The sequence below is a fragment of the Streptomyces nanhaiensis genome, from assembly GCF_046614825.1.
Classification (GTDB): domain Bacteria; phylum Actinomycetota; class Actinomycetes; order Streptomycetales; family Streptomycetaceae; genus Streptomyces; species Streptomyces radiopugnans.
The window spans coordinates 79,299-97,198 of sequence record NZ_JBKJFM010000004.1; the positions used below are offsets into that span (position 1 = coordinate 79,299).

The 17,900-nt window shown below is 73.2% G+C and carries 11 protein-coding genes; 3 read left to right on the top strand and 8 right to left on the bottom strand.

The genetic code is table 11. The features are described from left to right. Positions 1-46: 46 nt before the first annotated feature. From ACLIYP_RS02510 to ACLIYP_RS02520, 3 genes are all read right to left on the bottom strand, one after another. The gene (locus tag ACLIYP_RS02510) at positions 47-2,128 is read right to left on the bottom strand and encodes an ATP-dependent DNA helicase (RefSeq protein ID WP_412711480.1); all 2,082 of its coding nucleotides are present in this window, start codon (positions 2,126-2,128) and stop codon (positions 47-49) included. A 68-nt stretch (positions 2,129-2,196) separates the two neighbouring features. After that, positions 2,197-2,955 carry a GNAT family N-acetyltransferase gene (locus ACLIYP_RS02515; protein WP_412711481.1) on the bottom strand — a complete coding sequence of 253 codons (759 nt, stop codon included), beginning with the start codon at positions 2,953-2,955 and terminating at the stop codon, positions 2,197-2,199. Positions 2,956-2,984: 29 nt separating this feature from the next. Beyond that, on the bottom strand, positions 2,985-4,991 hold the full coding sequence (locus ACLIYP_RS02520; RefSeq protein ID WP_412711482.1) for an IucA/IucC family protein: 2,007 nt from the start codon (positions 4,989-4,991) through the stop codon (positions 2,985-2,987). Positions 4,992-5,275: 284 nt separating this feature from the next. On the opposite strand from ACLIYP_RS02520, the gene ACLIYP_RS02525 reads away from it, so the two are divergent. After that, positions 5,276-6,502, top strand: coding sequence for a trypsin-like serine peptidase (locus tag ACLIYP_RS02525; RefSeq protein ID WP_412711483.1), 1,227 nt, complete (start codon positions 5,276-5,278; stop codon positions 6,500-6,502). 103 nt (positions 6,503-6,605) lie between these two features. Here ACLIYP_RS02525 and panD read toward each other — a convergent pair whose 3' ends face one another. Further along, positions 6,606-7,022, bottom strand: a complete 417-nt coding sequence (gene panD / locus ACLIYP_RS02530) for an aspartate 1-decarboxylase (RefSeq protein WP_412711484.1) — start codon at positions 7,020-7,022, stop codon at positions 6,606-6,608. 721 nt (positions 7,023-7,743) lie between these two features. Between panD and ACLIYP_RS02535 the strand changes: the two genes are divergently transcribed. Next, positions 7,744-8,130 (top strand): hypothetical protein, encoded by a 387-nt coding sequence (locus tag ACLIYP_RS02535; RefSeq protein WP_412711485.1) that lies wholly within the window; start codon positions 7,744-7,746, stop codon positions 8,128-8,130. Between the two features lie 241 nt (positions 8,131-8,371). Here ACLIYP_RS02535 and ACLIYP_RS02540 read toward each other — a convergent pair whose 3' ends face one another. The 3 genes from ACLIYP_RS02540 to ACLIYP_RS02550 all read right to left on the bottom strand — a co-directional run bounded on the left by ACLIYP_RS02540 (position 8,372) and on the right by ACLIYP_RS02550 (position 15,669). After that, positions 8,372-8,788: a hypothetical protein gene (locus ACLIYP_RS02540; RefSeq protein ID WP_412711486.1), complete on the bottom strand. Its 417-nt coding sequence runs from the start codon at positions 8,786-8,788 to the stop codon at positions 8,372-8,374. A 381-nt stretch (positions 8,789-9,169) separates the two neighbouring features. Continuing rightward, positions 9,170-9,598, bottom strand: a complete 429-nt coding sequence (locus ACLIYP_RS02545; protein WP_412711487.1) for a hypothetical protein — start codon at positions 9,596-9,598, stop codon at positions 9,170-9,172. Continuing rightward, a complete protein-coding gene (locus tag ACLIYP_RS02550) occupies positions 9,598-15,669 on the bottom strand; it encodes a DNRLRE domain-containing protein (protein ID WP_412711519.1) in 6,072 nt (2,023 codons plus the stop codon). Before ACLIYP_RS02550 ends, ACLIYP_RS02545 begins: the two co-directional genes overlap by 1 nt. Positions 15,670-16,067: 398 nt before the next feature. Here ACLIYP_RS02550 and ACLIYP_RS02555 point away from each other — a divergent pair, with 398 nt between their 5' ends. Further along, positions 16,068-17,312 carry a sensor histidine kinase gene (locus ACLIYP_RS02555; RefSeq protein ID WP_412711488.1) on the top strand — a complete coding sequence of 415 codons (1,245 nt, stop codon included), beginning with the start codon at positions 16,068-16,070 and terminating at the stop codon, positions 17,310-17,312. Here ACLIYP_RS02555 and ACLIYP_RS02560 read toward each other — a convergent pair. Continuing rightward, on the bottom strand, positions 17,199-17,804 hold the full coding sequence (locus ACLIYP_RS02560; protein WP_412711489.1) for a response regulator transcription factor: 606 nt from the start codon (positions 17,802-17,804) through the stop codon (positions 17,199-17,201). The two genes, ACLIYP_RS02555 and ACLIYP_RS02560, sit on opposite strands and share 114 nt — an antisense overlap. Between the last annotated feature and the right edge of the window lie 96 nt (positions 17,805-17,900).

Below are 17,900 nucleotides of genomic sequence, written 5' to 3' on the forward strand. Positions count from 1 at the left end.
CCTGCTCGGCTGCTCTGCCCCGCACGGCTGCTCCGTCCTGCGCGCCCTACGCGCCCTCCCTGGCCGCGGCGTCGATGGCCGCCAGCGAACGGCGCACCTGGTTGCGGTCGGTGGTGTACCAGAAGTCCGGCATCGAGGCCCGCAGGAAACTCCCGTACCGGGCCCGGGCCAGCCGCGGATCCAGCACCGCGACCACGCCCCGGTCCCCCGTCGCCCGCACCAGACGGCCCGCCCCCTGCGCCATCAGCAGCGCGGCGTGGGTGGCGGCCACGGCCATGAAGCCGTTGCCGCCCGCCTCCTCCACCGCCTTCTGCCGGGCGCTCATCAGCGGATCGTCGGGGCGCGGGAACGGGATGCGGTCCATCACCACCAGCTGGCAGTTCGGGCCCGGCACGTCCACCCCCTGCCACAGCGACAGCGTCCCGAACAGGCAGGTCCCGGCGTCCGCGGCGAAGCGGCGGATCAGCTCCCCCAGGGTCTCCTCGCCCTGCAGCAGTACGGGTACGTCCAGCCGTCCGCGCAACTCCTCCGCGGCCGCCTGGGCGGCCCGCATCGAGGAGAACAGCCCGAGCGTGCGTCCTCCGGCCGCCTGGACCAGCTCGGTCAGCTCGTCCAGCATGTCGCCGCGGCTGCCCTCCCGGCCGGGCGGTGACAGGTGCTGGGCGACGTAGAGGATGCCCTGCCTGCGGTAGTCGAAGGGCGAGCCGACGTCCAGCCCCCGCCACTGCGGAACCCCGGCGTCCGCCTCAGCCGAGCCGCTCCCGTCCTCGCCGTCGCCGTCCTCGCCGCCGACGGCGCCCGCGCCCCCGGTCTCCGCCGCACCGCCGGAGCGCTCGTCCGCGCCGCCGGCCTCGGTGATCCGTCCTTCCGAGCTCAGCCCCAGGGAGGCGCCCACCCCGTCGAAGTCCCCGCCGAGCTTGAGCGTGGCGGAGGCCAGGACCACCGACCGGTCCTCGAACAGCTTCTCCCGCAGCAGCCCGGAGACCGCCAGGGGGGCGACCCGCAGCGAGGCTCCGTAGCGGTCGTGGCGCTCGTACCAGACGACGTCGTACTCCGAACCCTGCACGATGCGCTCGGCGACCGTGTGGACGTTCTCCACCGAGGCCAGGGCCTGGCGTCGGACGGCGTCCTCGTCCTGGACGGACCGGTCACGGGTGTTGCCCAGCGCGGTGATGACCGCGCGGGCCGCGTCGCGCAGGGCCGTCAGGGCGTACCCGAGGTCCTCGGGGATCTCCTCCAGCCGGCCCGGCAGCGCCAGCTCCATCAACCGCTCGAAGCCCTCCGCGGCCGTCTGGAGCCGGTCGGCCTCCTTCTCGTCGACCAGCTTGGCCGCACGGCGCACCGCCCGGTTGACCCCGCCGGGCGTCAGTTCGCCGGTGGCCACCCCGGTGACCCGGGAGACCAGTTCGTGCGCCTCGTCGACGATCAGGACCTCGTGGCCGGGGAGCACCGGCGCGCCCTCGATGGCGTCGATGGCCAGCAGCGCGTGGTTGGTGACGATCACCTCGGCGAGCTTGGCCCGCTCGCGCGCCGCCTCCGCGAAGCACTCCGCCCCGTAGGCGCAGCGGGTGGCGCCCAGGCACTCCCGCGAGGAGACCGACACCTGGGACCAGGCACGGTCGGAGACGCCCGGGGTGAGGTCGTCGCGGTCGCCGGTCTCGGTCTCGTCCGCCCAGTCCCGCAGCCGAAGCAGGTCCTTGCCCAGGCGGCTGCTGGGGGCCGCGGCCTCGAAGGGGTCGAAGAGGCCGTCCTCGTCGTCCTGCGGCACCCCCTCGTGGAGGCGGTGCAGGCACAGGTAGTTGGAGCGTCCCTTGAGCATGGCGTACTCGGGGCGGCGGCGCAGCAGCGGATGGAGCGCCTCCACCGTGCGCGGCAGGTCTCGTTCGACCAGCTGCCGCTGCAGGGCGAGCGTCGCGGTCGCGATGACCGTGCGCTCGCCGTGCGCCAGGGCGGGCACCAGGTAGCCCAGCGACTTGCCGGTCCCGGTGCCCGCCTGGACCAGCAGGTGGACGTTGCTGTCGATGGCCTCGGCCACGGCTTCGGCCATGGCGACCTGGCCGGGTCGCTCGGTGCCTCCGACGGCGGTGACCGCGGCGTGGAGGAGGTCGGTGAGGGCGGGCTTGGTCATAGGACCGCCACCTTACGCGGCGCCGCCGACAGCCGTGGCCGGTACGGCCCGCAGCTCACCCGGGGCAGTCACAGGGCATGGCGCAGCGTCCGGTCGCGGACCACCACGGCGGCCCGCTTGCCCGGGAGTTCGGCCTCGGCCGCCAGCCGGAAACCCGCCCTCAGGAAGGCCGCGACGGACGGGACGTTGCGGATGTCGGGTTCGGCGACGACCCGGCCGCACGCCGGCCGCCGGTCCAGGACGAGGTCGGAGACCGCCCGCAGCAGCACCGTGCCGACGCCGCGCCCCCGGTCCGCCGCAGCGCCGATCAGCAGGTGCAGCCCGGTGTCGTGCGGGCGCACCGGGTGGTACCGGGCGAGCGGGTCGAGATCGGCACGGTAGACCTCCCAGTAGCTCATGGGGACGCCCGAGAGCACCCCCAGGCACGGCACGCTGCGTCCGTCGCCGTCCACCTGGGCCCGCAGGTGCGCGGCGGTGGTCTCGGCGGGGCCGGCCAGGTGCCAGAAGGCCGCCACCGCGGGGTCGTTCATCCAGGCGGTGATCAGTCGCAGATCGCGTTCGACGCGGACGGGGACGAGCCGGAAGACCCCGGCGGCCGTGGTGACCGGTCCCCAGCCGGCGACGGTGTCCAGCAGGTCCGGCCGCGCCGCGGGCTCGTCCACCGGCCCGTACGGGCCGGTGGAAGGGCCATTCGCCGGACCGGTGGGCAGTCGCGGGTCGAGGGTGCCGGCGGCCGCCGGGGCCGACGTGTCCGCTGCCGCGACGCGCACGGCGGGTGCGGCGGGTACGGCGGGTGCGGGGCAGGCCGGTGGAACACCGGTGGTCATGGCGGTGCCTCCTGGGCGGTCCGGGCGGTTCAGGGCTTCACCAGGGGGTTGGCGACGGTGACGTAGACGGACTGGGTGTCCACCGGCCCGACCAGCTCGTCCAGTCCGTGCAGCCGGGTGAGGAGGTTGGCCTTGCACCGCAGGACCGGGGAGTGCAGCAGCAGGGCGGGCAGCGGTGAACGGCCGGCACCCCCGCCGGAGCCGTCGGCGGGGCGGTCGGCGTCGGTGAGGAAGCGGCGCAGCGCGGCGAGCAGCAGCCTCTCGTCGGCCAGGCCCTGGGAGCCGAACGCCCCGATCAGGCCCAGCACGTTGTTGACGCCCAGGTAGTAGGCGAAGCGCTCGTCGGCGACCTCGTCGGCGACGAAGGTGTCGCTGTCGGCCCCGATGCCCGGCAGGCGCCGCCGGAGCGCCTCGCGGTGGGACTCGCGGAAGTAGTACCCCTGGTTGTCGCGGTAGCGGCCGCCCACCGGCCAGCCGTCGCCGTCGAGCAGGACCACGGTGTTCTGCTGGTGCGCCTCCAGGGCGACGCCCGCCTCGGCGTCCAGCCACAGCACGGGGCGCACGACGGTGTGGAGGTAGCGCAGGAACCACTCGGCTGCGACGGTGGCCACCGGCCGCCCCGTACGGGCCGCGAGCCGGGTGACGGCGTCGGCCAGCCGGGAGCGGAGCGCGCCGCGGGGATCGCCGGGCCATGGCCGGGGGGAGGTCAGCCCGGCCAGGCACACGGCGTCGTCGCCGGGCCCGAAGGGGTTGTGCCGGACGACGGTGTCCAGCCCTGCCACCGGCTCCCCGTCGCCGTCGTCGACGGCGAGCCAGGCGGGGTCGCGCACGATGTCGAAGCCCGGGCGGCCGGGGAAGGCGGCCCGCCAGCGCGCGCCCAGGCCGGTGCGCAGCAGCCGGTGCACCTCCACTCCCCGGTGCAGCTCCTTGCGGAGGTTCTCCCGGCGGGAGTTGGTGATCCGCAGCCCCAGCGAGAGCTTGAGCATCGCCGGTACGCCGGGCCGGTGGACGGTGCGCACGGAGGAGGTCGGGTGCCAGGGGTCGCCGTGCGGGCCGAGGTCGTGCAGCAGGCCTGCCTCCAGCAGCGCCGCGACGGCGGGTCGGTGCCGCACCTCGCGGGCCTGCCAGGGGTGCAGCGGAAGGGGGACCGTCCCCTCGGGCAGGCGCAGCCCGGGTCCGGCCAGTTCGGCGGCGATCCGTTCGGCGGGCACGGTCCGGCCGCGGTCGGTCCAGGCAGAGTCGCAGGCCAGGACGGAGCGGTCGACGGCCATCCAGTGCAGGGGGAAGGATCCGCGCAGCTCGGGGGACCAGGCGCGCGCCTCCGCTTCGGTGAGCCCTTCGCGGCTCTTGGGCACCGGGTGCAGCGGGTGCCCGAGGACCAGGGACTGCTCGCCGTCCAGGAAGGGGTCGGCGGCGGGCGGCGCTTCGGGGCGGGCGCGGCGGTCGGCGAGGAAGACGGCGGTACGGCGTACGGAGTCGGCGACCCGGCCGACCAGTTCCGCGCCCTCCCCCGCGCCGGGCCCCGGCACCGCGGGGCCGCGGTGCGCGGCCTCCCGCGCCAGCAGGGCGGCCAGTGTCACCGCGTCGACGGGGGCGGTGCCGGGCGCGGTGCCCTCCAGGGCCGGCGGGCCGAAGCGGTGCCAGCCGGTGGCGGACCAGTGGCGGACAGGCACCCGCAGCACCAGGCCGCAGGAGGCCAGGGCGACGCGGAGGACGCTCCCGCCGCCGGAACCGGCGGAACCGTCTGATCCGCCCCGGCCGCCGGAGCCGCCGGGCCTGGGCAGGTCGTTCTCCCGCACCCAGCAGCGCAGCAGGTTCTCGGCGGCCGCGGCGTCGGCGGCTACGACCGGGTCGGGGTGCTCCAGCGGGTCGCCCGCCTCCCGCCCGCGGGTGTGCGCCTGTGGCACGGCACGGCTCGGCTGCCGGGGTACGACGGGGTCCGCGGTCACGGCGGGTTCCGCGATCACGGCGGGCCGTCCTCCCGCCGGGGCCGCCGCCTGCGTCGTCCTCCCGTCCGGAGCGGGACATGCGTTCACGGAAGTCTCCCTGGGGGTGAGGGCACCGCACCGGTGCGTGGTCGTCCGGTTCCCGTGGCACGGCGTCGCCGGTACGAGCGGCGCCGTATCTCCGCCCGTACCAACGACGCCGCCCCCGCCGGATCACGGTCCGGGGCGAGATCGTTGCCTCCCGGGCGAGTTGGAACCGCGGACCCCCCGTGCGCCGTCCCCCGCAGCACCGGCATAGTGGGGCCCGCCTCGCTCGGCGGGGTCCATGGCAGGCCGGTAGGTGCAGCGTTCCGTCTCAGGGGGATTCTCAGTCCATGTCAGCTACGAGCAGGAGGCGGTCCGCGCTGGCCGCAGCGGCGATGGCCGCGACCCTGGCCGTCACGGCCACCGCGTGCGGCCCCGCCGAGGACGAGTCCGGTGCGCAGGCCGGTCCCAGCGCCACCGCGCCGGACGGGGAGGGCGGGCCCGGCATCGACGGCCTCCGCCTGCCGAAGGAACTGCCCGCCGCCCTGAAGGACTTCGACCCCGAGAAGTGGAAGAACGGGGAGTGGCGGAACTGGGACAAGGACGACTGGCTGCGTGAGGCCAGGGACTTCGTCAACCCGATCATCGAGGGCCTGTGGGACCCGGACCGGATGAAGGACGCCGAGGAGAACGACCGCAGGGTCGACCCCGACGTCGACGACGGTGCCGCCGGCGGCGGCACGGGCGGTGAGGGCGACGAGGGCGTCACCGACCCCGACCCCGCGCCGAGGAAGGCCCGGCCGGTCACGGCGCCGTACCGCGAGAACGCCCCGGCGGTGGGCAAGGTGTTCATGGACACCCCCAAGGGCCCCATGGTCTGCTCCGGCACCGTCGTCGAGGACCCCCGCAACCCGGGGAAGTCCAACCTGGTTGCCACCGCAGGGCACTGCGTGCACGCGGGCTCCGCCGGCGGCTGGTTCCGCAACGTCGTCTTCGTGCCCGCGTACAACGACTCGGCGCTGAAGGCCTCCCGGCTGGAGCAGGCGTCCCAGGCCGAGATCGCGCCGCACGGCGTGTTCTGGGCGACCTGGGCGCAGACGACCGAGCACTGGATCTCCAACGGCGCCGAGACGGGCGGTCTGGGCGCCTCGCAGGACTTCGCCGTACTGCGGGTGGAGGCCGAGAAGAAGGGCGGCAAGTCGCTGGAGGAGACCGTCGGCACCGCCGTGCCGGTCGACTTCGGCAAGCCGTCGGTGGCCTCGCTCTCCTCCGTGCGGGCCTACGGCTACCCCGCCGCCCCGCCCTTCGACGGGCTCACCATGCACACCTGCACCGACCGTCCGGGCCGGCTGACCCTGAGCGAGTCGGAGTCCACGATGTACCGCATCGGCTGCACCATGACCGGCGGCTCCTCGGGCGGCGGCTGGTTCGCCGGTGGCTCCTCCGGCGAACAGACGCTGGTGTCGGTCACCTCCATCGGCACGATCGACCACACCTGGCTGGCCGGTCCGCGGCTGGGCGAGGAGGCCGAGGGCGTCCTGGAGGGCGTCAGCGAGAAGTTCGCCGGCGAGAACTGAGCGCGCCGGGCGTGACGTGCCGAGGGCCCCGCCGCTCCCTCCAGGGAGCGGCGGGGCCCTCGGCCTGTCCTGTCCGCGGGTGCGGGTGCGGTGCGCCGGGTGGTCAGACCATGGCCATCGGGCTGCGCACCGTGTCGCTGCCGGGCACCGGTTCGGACGGGTCGCTGCCCAGCTCCACGATGCGGTTGCCGGCGTCGACGTGCACCACCGCGGGCCGGTGGGAGCGGGCCTCGGCGTCGTCCATCTGCGCGTAGCTGATGAGGATCACCAGGTCCCCGGGGTGGACCAGGTGCGCGGCCGCGCCGTTGATCCCGATCACCCCGGAGCCGCGCCGCCCCTCGATGACGTAGGTCTCCAGGCGGGCGCCGTTGGTGATGTCGACGATGTGGACCAGCTCTCCGGGCAGCAGGTCGGCGGCCTCCATCAGGTCCGCGTCGATCGTGACGGACCCCACGTAGTGGAGATCCGCCTCGGTGACCGTGGCACGGTGGATCTTCGACTTGAACATGGTGCGCAGCACGGTGCCGACTCCTCGAAGGTGGGTAGGGTCGCGCTCCCGGGGCGGGATGCGCGCCGTCCTGCCCATCGTACGGCCGCGCCCCCGGCCGCCCGGTGGAGCGTGACCCGGATCACGGTCGGTCGACGGAAGCCGGGCGGTGCGGTGCGGTGAAGATGCCTTCGGGAGGGCTCTGAACGCTCGTGGTTTCCAGCCGTTCCAGCCGATGTGACGCCCGCCTCCGCGGGGAAGCGTGCCGGCTCCACCGCGCCACCCCGCGGAGGCGGGCCCTCCCCTCACCTCGCGGCGGGCGCCCACGGCGTGCCCGACACGAAGCGTTTCCGGAAGACCGTTCCGGAAGACCGTTCCGGGAGCCGTGAGGGCCGCTTCGACCGCCTCTGCCGCGGTCCTGCCGCTCGTGGCCCGCCCTGGGACCTTGAGGTAGCCGCAGGCCCGGATGAGGTCCGCGGCCGAGGCCCAGGTGTCGGCGACCACCACCTCGTCCAGGGCGTCGCACGCGTTGGTCGCGTCGACCAGGACCGCGGAGAGAACAACGAGGGTGGCCCCTTTCGCCATGAAGCACCGGGCGGCGGCCTCATCCGCTCCCGCACCTCACGTGTGGCCACGACGGCCGTGGCACCGCGCACGGCAGTGACGCAGGACCAGAGGGTGTCGGGGTACCGCACATGATGCCGACGGGTTTGTGGATGTGGTGCTCCGGGGCGAGCCCGGGAAACTTGTCCGCATGCCGAAGAAATCATCTCGCCGCGGCGGAGGCTTCGCGCGGATGCTGCAGTCGCTGGGGCCGGCGGAGGAGACCGGCGGCGAGTTCGTCCCGTCTCCGGCGACCGCAGGACTTCTCGTCGACGGCGACGGCGACGCATGGGTACTGGCCAAGCGCCCGCTCGACGCCCGGATGGCCAGGCGGCTCATGCGCCGGGCCGACGTGGTGATCATCGGTGACGGCGCGGGCGATGTCCTGCGCCGCGTCGGGACGGCGGCGCAGGACAGGGAAGCGGCGTGGGCCGAGGTCGAAGACCGCCTCGGCCGCGAGGACCACCCCAGCTACTCGGCTTTTCGCGGACGGTCCGACGACGGGAGGAGACTGCTCTACATCGAGCAGTCCTGCTGAGAGGCGTACCGGTTCGTGCGGTCGGCCGCCCGCGCGCGAGCCGTTCCCGTCCCCGCCGCCTTCACGCATGTCCGTGCCAAGGGTGCTGCCCCGCCCGTCACGCGGCCGCACACCCGGTCGACCGTGGTCCGGAGCACGGCCTGTCGGCCGCCGCCTCCCCGGCCCGCGGCGCAGACCCCGGCACCGCGGGCAGCGTCCTCAGGTCGGCCGTACGAACCGGTCGCCGAAGGTTCGGCACACCTCAGTGCCATGCGCCTTCCGTCCACGCCAAGACCTCCGCCGCGCCCCGGCGGACGGCTTCCTCCGGGGCCCGGGCGAGCTGTCCGCAGATCGCCGGGACATCCGGCGCACCGTCCGGTTCCGCGAGCGCGTCGTGCACCCCGGTCCGCATCCAGTCGGCCTGGTTGTCGTCGGCCTCGGCGGCCGCGAGAGCGATGAGTCTTACGGCGGCCGCCGTCCCCTCCAGAACCAGAGCCTCTGCCGTCCCACGGGTAACCGCCGTGTCCTCGGCGTCCAGCAGCAACCCCACCAGCGCTTGCGCCGCCTCGGGAACGTGGGCGAAGGGGGCGAGGCCACGCCCGGCGCGAACACGTCCCTGCCACGAGGGGGCCGAGGCCCCGGCCAGGGCCGCTTCCAGTCCCCTTGTCCTCTCCCGCATCACCGGACGGTCCCACGTCCCACGAAGAAGGTCGAGCCCGGGCCGGAACTGCCCGCACGCCCGCCGAAGGACGTGATGGCCCTCCGGGAGAGCGGAGCGGTTCATCACCCACAGACCGCCGAAGCGACCGGCATCATCGATCCCGAGCACCGTTCCCCCGCGAACAGAAAAGCGTCGCGGGTGGGCGCGGCCCCGGCCACCAGCGCCCAGCCGGTCCTCCCGTCATCTCCCGCACCACCGGGCGGTCTCGCGTTCCGCAAGGAGGATCGAGCCCGGGCCGGGGCTGCCCGCAGGCCCTTCCCGAAGGACATGGCAGCCCCTCGGGAAGGGCGAAGCGGCCTGCGGATGGGTGCCACGGCGCCCACCCACCCGCTTCCTTCCTCAATCAGCGATCAGGGGCCGCTCCCAGGGCTGCGGCTCCTCGTCTGAACCGAGGCGTCTCGTGGTGGAGTAGCGGACGCCCCCGACGGCATGTTCCAGGACCCCTACGGAGGAGAACGGGAAGGAACGCCGTTTCGTGATGGTCGCTCGACCGGAGAAGATACCCAAGAGCAGTTCCTCGACGTCCCCGTCGGCCACGTCCTCGAACACCCAGTCGTCGATAAGCAGGCGCACCGACGACGCAGCCGACGATCCTCCCATCAACCCGATGTACACGTCGGAGCCGGAGATGTCGCCGCTCCAGTCGGCGAACCAGCTGCCCCCCTCGACATCGCGCTGGGCGAAAGCGGTGTCCGGCGTCCCGAGGGAGCGCAGGGCCGCCTCCGCCCGTACCACTCCGAGAGGTCTCGTGTCTCGCTCTGAATCCATCACAGGAACCTTCCTACGCGTAGATCCCAGTGCCTGCCTCTGCCGAACTTCACTCTGAACACGGTACGGGCGGCTTTGACGCCGAGCGTCTTCTTGAAGCCCACGGCGCTCCACCCCACACCCCAGTTCCTGCGGTTCAGGATGCCCTGGCGCCCGCGGTGCTTGTCCCCGAAGAGCCTGCTGCGTTCACCGAACACCCTGTTGTTGTTCCATCTGGCCCCCCTGGCCCGGTACTGCAGGACCGCCTTGACATACTTCTTTTTCTTCTTGTACGCCCTGTAAGCCCGGTATCCGGTCTTCGCAGCCCGGTATATCTTCCCGCAGTGCCGGAAGCAGGCCCACCCGACCCTGACCGCGGCGATGGCCAGCGGAACCCATCTGCCGTCGAGGTCGTACTTGTTGCGCGGATCCGCGTAGGCGTATTCGTAGGCGTTGGCGCTGCCTCCCTGAACGGGGTCGGTGGACAGGAACCGGCCGGTGGCGGGGTTGTAGAGGCGGACGCCCATGAGGGTGAGGCCGGTGAGGGTCTCGGCGGAGCGCTGCTTGGCGCCCAGCCAGTTGTAGCGGGTGGCCGGCTGGCCCGGGCGGGGATTGCCGTACTCGTCGCTGTCCAGGGCGACAGGCGCCTGGCCGGCGTCCAGTGGGAGCTGGAGCGCCACGTCGCCGTGGATGGTGGACAGTTGCAGGACGGTGTCGCCGGTCTTGCCGGTGGTGGCGGCCAGGTCGCCGGAGGCGGAGTCGACGTTGCGGGTCAGGGCTCCGGTGGCGGTGTCCTCCACGATCCAGCGGGGGTTGTCGCCGTCGCCGTCGTAGTGGTTGCGCTTGGAGGCGGTCTGCGTCCAGGTGCTGCCGCTGCCGGTCTCCACCGTCCAGGAGCGGAAGCGCAGCGCGGCGTCCAGCGTCCAGGTCTGCCGCTTGCCGCCGGCGATCTGCCGGTGGACCAGGTCGTTGACGTGGTAGCCGACGGTGCCGTTGCCCGGGGCGGCGGTGGTGCGGCCGAACGCGTCGTAGGTGTAGCCGGAGTCGACGAGGCGGTCGGCGCTGTCGTAGGTGTGGCTGGTGGTGGTGCCTCCGGTGGTGGGGCAGTCGGCGCCGGGCGCGCCGACCGCGGTGGTCAGGGTCTTGCGGTTGGTCCGGGCGTCGAAGGTGTAGGCGCGGCGGGTGCAGACCGTGTCCGCAGTGTCCTCGACGATGGTGAGGCGGCCTGCCGCGTCGTAGCGGTAGGTCTGGTCGGACCAGCCCGCGTGGCTGGTGTTCTGCCCGTGGACGGACTCGGTCACGGTGTCGGAGTAGACCAGGGTGCCGTCGCTGTCGCGGGTGTAGGTGCGCTCGGTGGCCGCTCCGGTGGTGTCCTCGGTGACGGTGAGGGTGTAGCCGCCGGGCAGTTTCTCGGTGGCGACCGAGCCGTCGGCGTCGTAGGTGGCCGAGAAGGCACCGGCGACGGAGTCGGTGGTCTTCGTCACCAGGCCGCGTGGCTCGGTGGTGTGGTCGTAGGTGTAGGTGACGGTGGACGGGACGGTGTCGGTGGCCTTCACCGGCCGGTCGAGCAGGTCGTACTCGGTAGTGGTCTTCCCGCCGTCGGCGTCGGTGTAGGAGATGAGGCGGCCGAGCCGGTCGTACGCCTTGGTGATCGTGCCACCGGTGGGCGAGACGGTCCTGATCTCCTGCCCGGTGGCCGAGTCGTACTCGGTGGTGGCCTCGGGTACCGCCTGCCCGATCCCGCCGGTGGTCCTCACCGTGGTGGGACGGCCCGCGTCGTCGTGGGACGTGGTGGTGGTGCGGGTGACACCGTTCGCGGTCTCGGTGACCTTGGCCTCGTTGCCCCACCAGTCGTACTCGGTGGTGGTGGTCTGCAGTTGGGCGGGGTTGGTCCCGCCGCCGGTGATCTCGCCGCCGGGCGAGGTCGAGCAGACGAGGTCGGCCCACTCCGGACGCCCGGCACAGGCGCCGGTACCGGTGGCCGACCAGTAGGTCGTCACGCGGGTGGCGGCGTCGGCGCCGGTAGCGCCCGGTGCGATGACCTTCGTTTCACGGCCCTGTGTGTCGTAGGTCTTCTCCGTGGTGATGGCCAGACCACCCGGGTCCTGGATCGTCTTGGCCGGCAGGCCCTTGGCCCAGTCGTAGACGGTCCGCACCACCCGGGTCTCGCCGTGGGCGGTGGGGTGCTCGCGCACCTGCGCGCCCGTGGTGACCTTGGTGACCTGGTCCTTGACCGTGGCGGTGCCGTCGGTCGGGCGTCCGGCGTCGTACTCGTTGGCCGTCCAGCTCCGGGCGGTGACCGAGGTGCCGGCCGGGACCAGGGTGGTGGTGCCCGACTTCAGGTCGGCGGTCAGGTCCACGCGCCGCAGCGGCCCGAACTCCTCCAGTTCCCGGGTGCCGGTGTCGTCGTAGACCGACTTCGTCGCCAGCAGGTCGGCGCGCTCGGCCGGGGTGAGCTGGGCGATGCCCAGATCGGCCTGGACGGCCCGGTCCCCGGCCGTCAGTCCCAGGGCGACGGCCCGGTTGGCGGCCGACAGTTCGCGCACGGTGTTGCCGAAGCGGTCGGACTCGGTGGTGGAGATGTGACCGCCGGGTGCGGCGGAGTTGACCTCGCGTCCGGAGACGCCCAGGTAGTGCACCTGGGCCCGCCGGTAGGCGGCCGGGGTCAGCGCGCTGCCGGTGTGGGAGGCGGGGACGGCGTCGGCGGGGAAGACCGCGGTGGCGTCGGTGGGGGCATCCAGCTGGCCCCAGGTCCTGACGTCGTTCGCGCCCATGTTGTACGGGGCGACGGCGCTGCCGGTCAGGGGCACGTCGTAGACGACGCTGGTGGCCGCCTCTCCCTCGACCGTGCCGGTGGTGCCCTGCTTCAGGCCGGGCCGGGTGGCCTTGAGCAGCATGCCCTCACCGGCGGTGGAGGCGCTGCCGGCCTTGCCGTAGGCGAAGGTCCACGGAAGCTGGCCGGGTGGGGTGAGCTGGGTGACCCGCCCGGCGGCGTCGTAGGCGTACTCGGTCTTCAGCGCCGGGCTGATCAGCGGGTTCCATGCCTGGCGCAGCCGGCCGGATGTGTCGTAGGCGTAGGTCTGCACCGCCTTGGCGGTGGCGTTCGCCGCGCCGGGGGCGGTGGACCACAGCCGCAGTTCCTTCACCTGGCCGCTGTAGTCGCCGAAGGCTTCGGCGGTGGCGGTGGTGGCGGTGGCGTAGACGAACTCCAGCGCGCGGCAGCCCTTGGTGGCCGGGTCCGCGGTGCAGGCCGCGGCCGTGGCGGCCGAGGTCGGGGCGATGACCCGCTTGGGGCGGGCGAGCTTCTTGCCGCCGGCGGTCACCGTCTCGGAGACGATGGTGGTGGTGGAGTTGGTCAGGCCGTCCAGCAGGGTGGAGGAGACCTGCCAGGTGGTGGCCGCCGCGTCGGGCTTGGTGAAGGTGGTGACCGTGCCCTCGGTGTCGGTGAGGGTGAAGGAGCCGGTCACGCTGCCCCTGAGGGTCAGGTCCTCCGCCCCGGGCTCCGGAATCCAGCCGGTCCTGGCCGCGTTGGCGGTGAAGTGGATCGCGTCGCCCTCCTCCAGCACCACGTCCACGGCCGTGTCGGAGACCCTGCGCAGGTGGGTGTAGTCGGACTCCGTCAGCTCCGCGGCCGTGCCGGTCACCCACTCCTTGCCGAAGATCGGTGCCTGCCCCTCCTGCGTCGCACCCTTGTCGGGGGTGCGGGAGGAGGCGGTACGGGTCACCGACATGTCGAAGTGGGAGGCGTCGGTCTCCGACAGGGTGTAGTCGCCGGTGAGGAGGTTGACCGTACCGGGGCCGACCTCGCTGGTGGCGGCGCCGGTGGCGTTGCGGTCGACGACGGCGGTCAGCGGCTCGGTGGCGCCGGTGGCGCTGCCCGGGCCGGTGAAGTCGGCCTTGATCTGCACCGATCCGTCGGGGTCGACGGTGTCGGTGGCGTTCCACACCAGCCGCGCGTTCCTGCCGTTCGTCAGCGGCACCGGCCAGGCGGTCAGCGCCGTGCCGCCCGAGGTGACGTCCCCGGCCGGGATGCGCGTCCAGTCGTCGGCCTCGGAGCGGCGCCAGGAGAAGGACACGGCGTCGTACTTGCCCCCGTCGGCCTCGGCGACCAGCGGCAGGCGGCGGGCGGTGCGCTCGCCGTCGGACGGCTGGAGGAAGCCGCCGGGCCCGGCGTGGAAGGTGTACTCGATCGCCTCGGACTTGTTGTCCGCCTTGTCCACCGCCCGCACCTGGAGGGTGTGGGTGCCGTCCTTGGCCGGGGTGATGGAGAGGGCCTTGTCCGCGCCGGCGCCGCCGGTGGCGACCTTGGTCCAGGTCACGCCGTCCAGCGTCCACTCCAGCCAGTTGTGGTCGCTGCCGGCGGGCGGGGTGACGGTGAAGGTGCCGGCCTGCCCGGCGCCCCTGACCCAGGAACCCGACGGGTAGTCTGTGGAAGTGATCTTGGTGGGGGCGGAGGGGGCCGTGGTGTCGACGGTGAAGGTCTTCCACGCCGACCAGCCGAGGTTGTAGTGCGCCCCGTCGTACGGGCTGGTGCGGAACTTGTACGTCCTGCCGTTGCTGAGCACCCCGGCGGGGACGGTGACCGAGGCGACCTGGCCGCTGGGCACGTACTTGGAGACGATCACATCGCCGACCTGCGTGTTGGTGGCGGCATCGAAGATCTGGAAGGTGCCGTTGACCTTGTCCCCGTCGGCGTCGACGAAGGTGTCGCGCAGGGTGGGCGTGGTGGTGTTGACCACATAGGCGCCGCCGTAGGAGAAGTACGGCGGGCCGGCCTCCTGCTTGGTGCCGGTACGCGGCCGGTAGTTGTAGTTCACCACCAGCTTCGGCGGGTTGGCGGCGGCGTTGGCGGAGCTGACCTGCTTCCAGTGGGTCGTCGCGTCGGCGGCGGCGCGCAGGCCCATGTGGCCGCGGGAGGTCTTCGCCGACGCCCACGTCTGCACCAGACCGGTCACATCCGCGTTGATCCAGCCCGCTCCGCCGCAGGCCGCGCGGCCCTTGGTCTCGGTGGAGGAGTGGCGCTGGGCGACCCAGGTCGGCTGGTTGTCCCACCGGGTGGCGGTGGAGGGGGCGCCGGTCTCCCAGATCGTCCACTCGTACGGCTTGCAGTCGGAGTTGCCGGAGTGGACGTTCCACAGCGACAGCTTCGCGCCGGTGACCAGCGCGTCGGAGATCGGCGCGGTGTTCCAGGTGATGAACGACCGCGACAGCCTGGTGGTGCCGTCCGGGTTGGTGGTGCCCGGGTTGCCCAGGTGCAGCTCGGTGTTGGTGGACCAGTCGGTGGTCTCACCACGCTTGACCAGGGTGTCGAAGACGTTGGACAGCGCCGAGGTGGAGGGGTCCACCGTCACCGGGTACTTGGTGTCGGGGTCGGCGAGGAAGTCGGCGTCGGGGGTGATGACCAGGTCGACGCCGTCGCCGGTCTCGACGACCTTCCAGTCGACCTCCGCCCGGTTGGTGTGCTCGCCGGAGACCTCGTCCACGGCGGCGTCCCACATCACCGGTGCGGGCATCACCGCCCGCTTCTTCTTCCCCGAGGCGGCGTCGGTGAACAGCAGGCTGCCGTCCCTTTGCTGCTTGACCTTCAGCCCGTCGGTCTTCAGCGGCAGCGTGTAGGAGTACTCCTTCGCCGCGGGCCGCTTGTTGATCTCGACGAACTGCTCGAACCCGGTCCGGGTGGCCTCCACGACCACATCGGCGTCCGGCAGCGCACCGGCGTAGGTGGCGCGGGTGCCCTCCAGGGTCGGGGCGGGCAGGCCGCCCTTCCACTGCAGGGTGATCTGCTCCTTCCCCTCCCCCAGCGTCACCAGGTCGCGGGCCGGGGCCTTCTCCGCCGCCGCCAGGGACTTGGGCAGCGTGCCGCCCTTGCCCGCCAGGCTCAGCCCCGCCGGGTGGGCGGCGGCCTCGACCGAGCCGTCCGACCGCCGCTCCAGGTCGACGTCCACGTCGACCCACTCGCCGTCGCGCTGGAAGCGGACCGGACCGGCCGACAGCTCGGTCGTCAGGCTGCCGTCCTTGTTCACCCACGTCGTCGAGGTCTCCGTCCGCTCGGACAGCGCCTCGACCCGCCGGCCCGACAACCGCGCCGCCACCTTCGCCGAGGGGATGTCCGCGGCGCTCCGCGGTCCCTTCCCGCTCTCCGGCCGGGCCGGGGCCTGGGTCTTCTTCGCCGGGAGCGCGACGGCCTGGCCCGACGTGGCGACGACGAGCGCCGTCTCGGCGGTGAGCAGGGCCGCGGCGGCCAGGGCTATACGGGGCAACAGGCGTCTGCGGCGCTGCAGCGCCAGTACGGACCCCTCCCACTCCTCGGGCGGGGGTGTGTGGTCTCTCACCGGGTGTGTCCTTCTTCTCGACAGCACAGGTCGCCGCTGATCCGACCACCGGTCCGACCGGAAAAGAAGTGAGATCTTCACCGATTCCGCGTACAACTTCCCACAGGCTTCACAGGTGCCGGGTACTCCTCAACTCCCGCCGCCGCAAGGAGGGTTGGATGACCACCGGAAAGCGGAGCCGCATCCGGGCGCCGCAGAGCTCGTGGATCGCCTTCGGAACGGTCGCCCTGGTGATCGCCGGGTCGCTCACCCTGGTCGCGCTGGACGTGCTCAGCCGGCCGCTGAGCCGCCGCACGGTGGTCACCGGTCTCCTGCTGCTGATCGTCCTGCCCGCCGTGCTGCTCGGTCAGTACGCGCCTCCCCCCTACCGGCTCCCCTACCGCTGGCGGTGGTGGCTGCTCGGTGCACAGGCGCTGCTGACCTATCTGCCGATCCTGCTCTTCCCCAGCCCCTGGCTCAGCCTGCTGGGTTTCCTGGCCGGAGCGGTCCTGCTGACCGTTCCCCCGCCCTCCTCGGTGGTGATCGCGGCCGGTGTCGTCGCCAGCGGACCGCTGCTGGCCGGGACACTGGTCGACACCCAGCGCAGCTCCCTGAACGTGCTGGTGTCCACCGTGATCACGGCCAGCAGCGTCTACGGTGTGGCACACCTGGCCCTGCTCGCCTCCCGGTTGCAGGCCGGGCAGGCCCAGGCCGCCCGGCTGGCCGAGCAGCGCGAACGCGACCGGATCGCCCAGGACCTGCACGATCTGCTGGGGTCCTCGCTGGTGTCGATCGCGGTCCGGTGCGAGTCCGCGCTCCACCGTGCCGGGCCCTTCGAGGCGGACGCGTCCGGGTCGGAGGACCCGGCACGGCGCGCACTGGCCGAGGCCGCCGCGCTGGCCCGCCGTACGCACGCCGAGGTGCGGGCGGTGGCGCACGGACGGCTGTCGGTGTCGCTGCGTACCGAACTCGTCCACGCCCGGCGGCTGCTGACCCAGGCCGGCCTCACCACCCGTGTCACCGCCCCGCCGGACAGCCGGCTGCCGCCCGCGGTGGGCAACTGCCTGGGCGCGGTGCTGCGGGAGGCCACCGGCAACCTCCTGCGGCACAGCCGGGCCACGGACTGCGAGATCGTCCTGGCCGAGCACGGCGGGCGGGTGGAGCTCACCGTCGTCAACGACGGCGCTCCTCGCCACCGGCCGGTCGCCGGTGCTGGGCTGACCGGCCTGGCGGCCCGGGCGGCGGCGCTCGGCGGCGCCCTGACCTTCGGCGCCGGAGACGAGTCGTTCCGGCTGTCGGTGGTGGTGCCGCTAGATCCAGCCGTTGCGCTCGGCGATCCTGACGGCGTCGACGAGGGTGCGGGCATGGAGTTTGCCCACTGCGGAGGATATGCGGTTGCGCACCGTCCCCACCCCGAGGAATAGCTCCGCGGCGATCTCCCGGGCCCCCGCCCCGCTCGCGGACAACCGCAGCACCTCGGCCTCGCGCGCGGTCAGCGGATTCTCGCCCAGCTCCGAACTCCGCTCGGCCAGGCGGGGATCGACGGCCCGGCCTCCGGCCGCGACGGTTCGCACGGCCGAGGCGAGTTCGCCCGGTGTGGCGGTCTTCAGCAGGTAGCCCGCCGCTCCCGCGTCCAGGGCCCTGCGTAACAGTCCGGGGCGGTCCAGCGCGGTGAGCATCAGGCAGCGGCACGCCGGAAGCCTCTCGCGCAGCCGTCCGGCCACCGCGATGCCGTCCAGACCGGGCAGATCGATGTCGAGGACCGCGACATCGGGCCCGTGCCGCAGCGCCGCCTCCAGCGCGGACGGGCCGTCGGCCGCCTGACCGGCGACCTCGATGCCCAGTTGTCCGTCCAGGATCTCCGCCAGTCCCGCCCGCACCACGTGCATGTCCTCGGCGACCAGCACTTTGATCATGAACTCAGTATGCCCGCCCGTCCTCCGCCCGGTCCCGCCGGCCGACCACGCACGGCCGCGGGCCCGCCCCCGGAAAGGGGACGGGCCCGGTCGGCG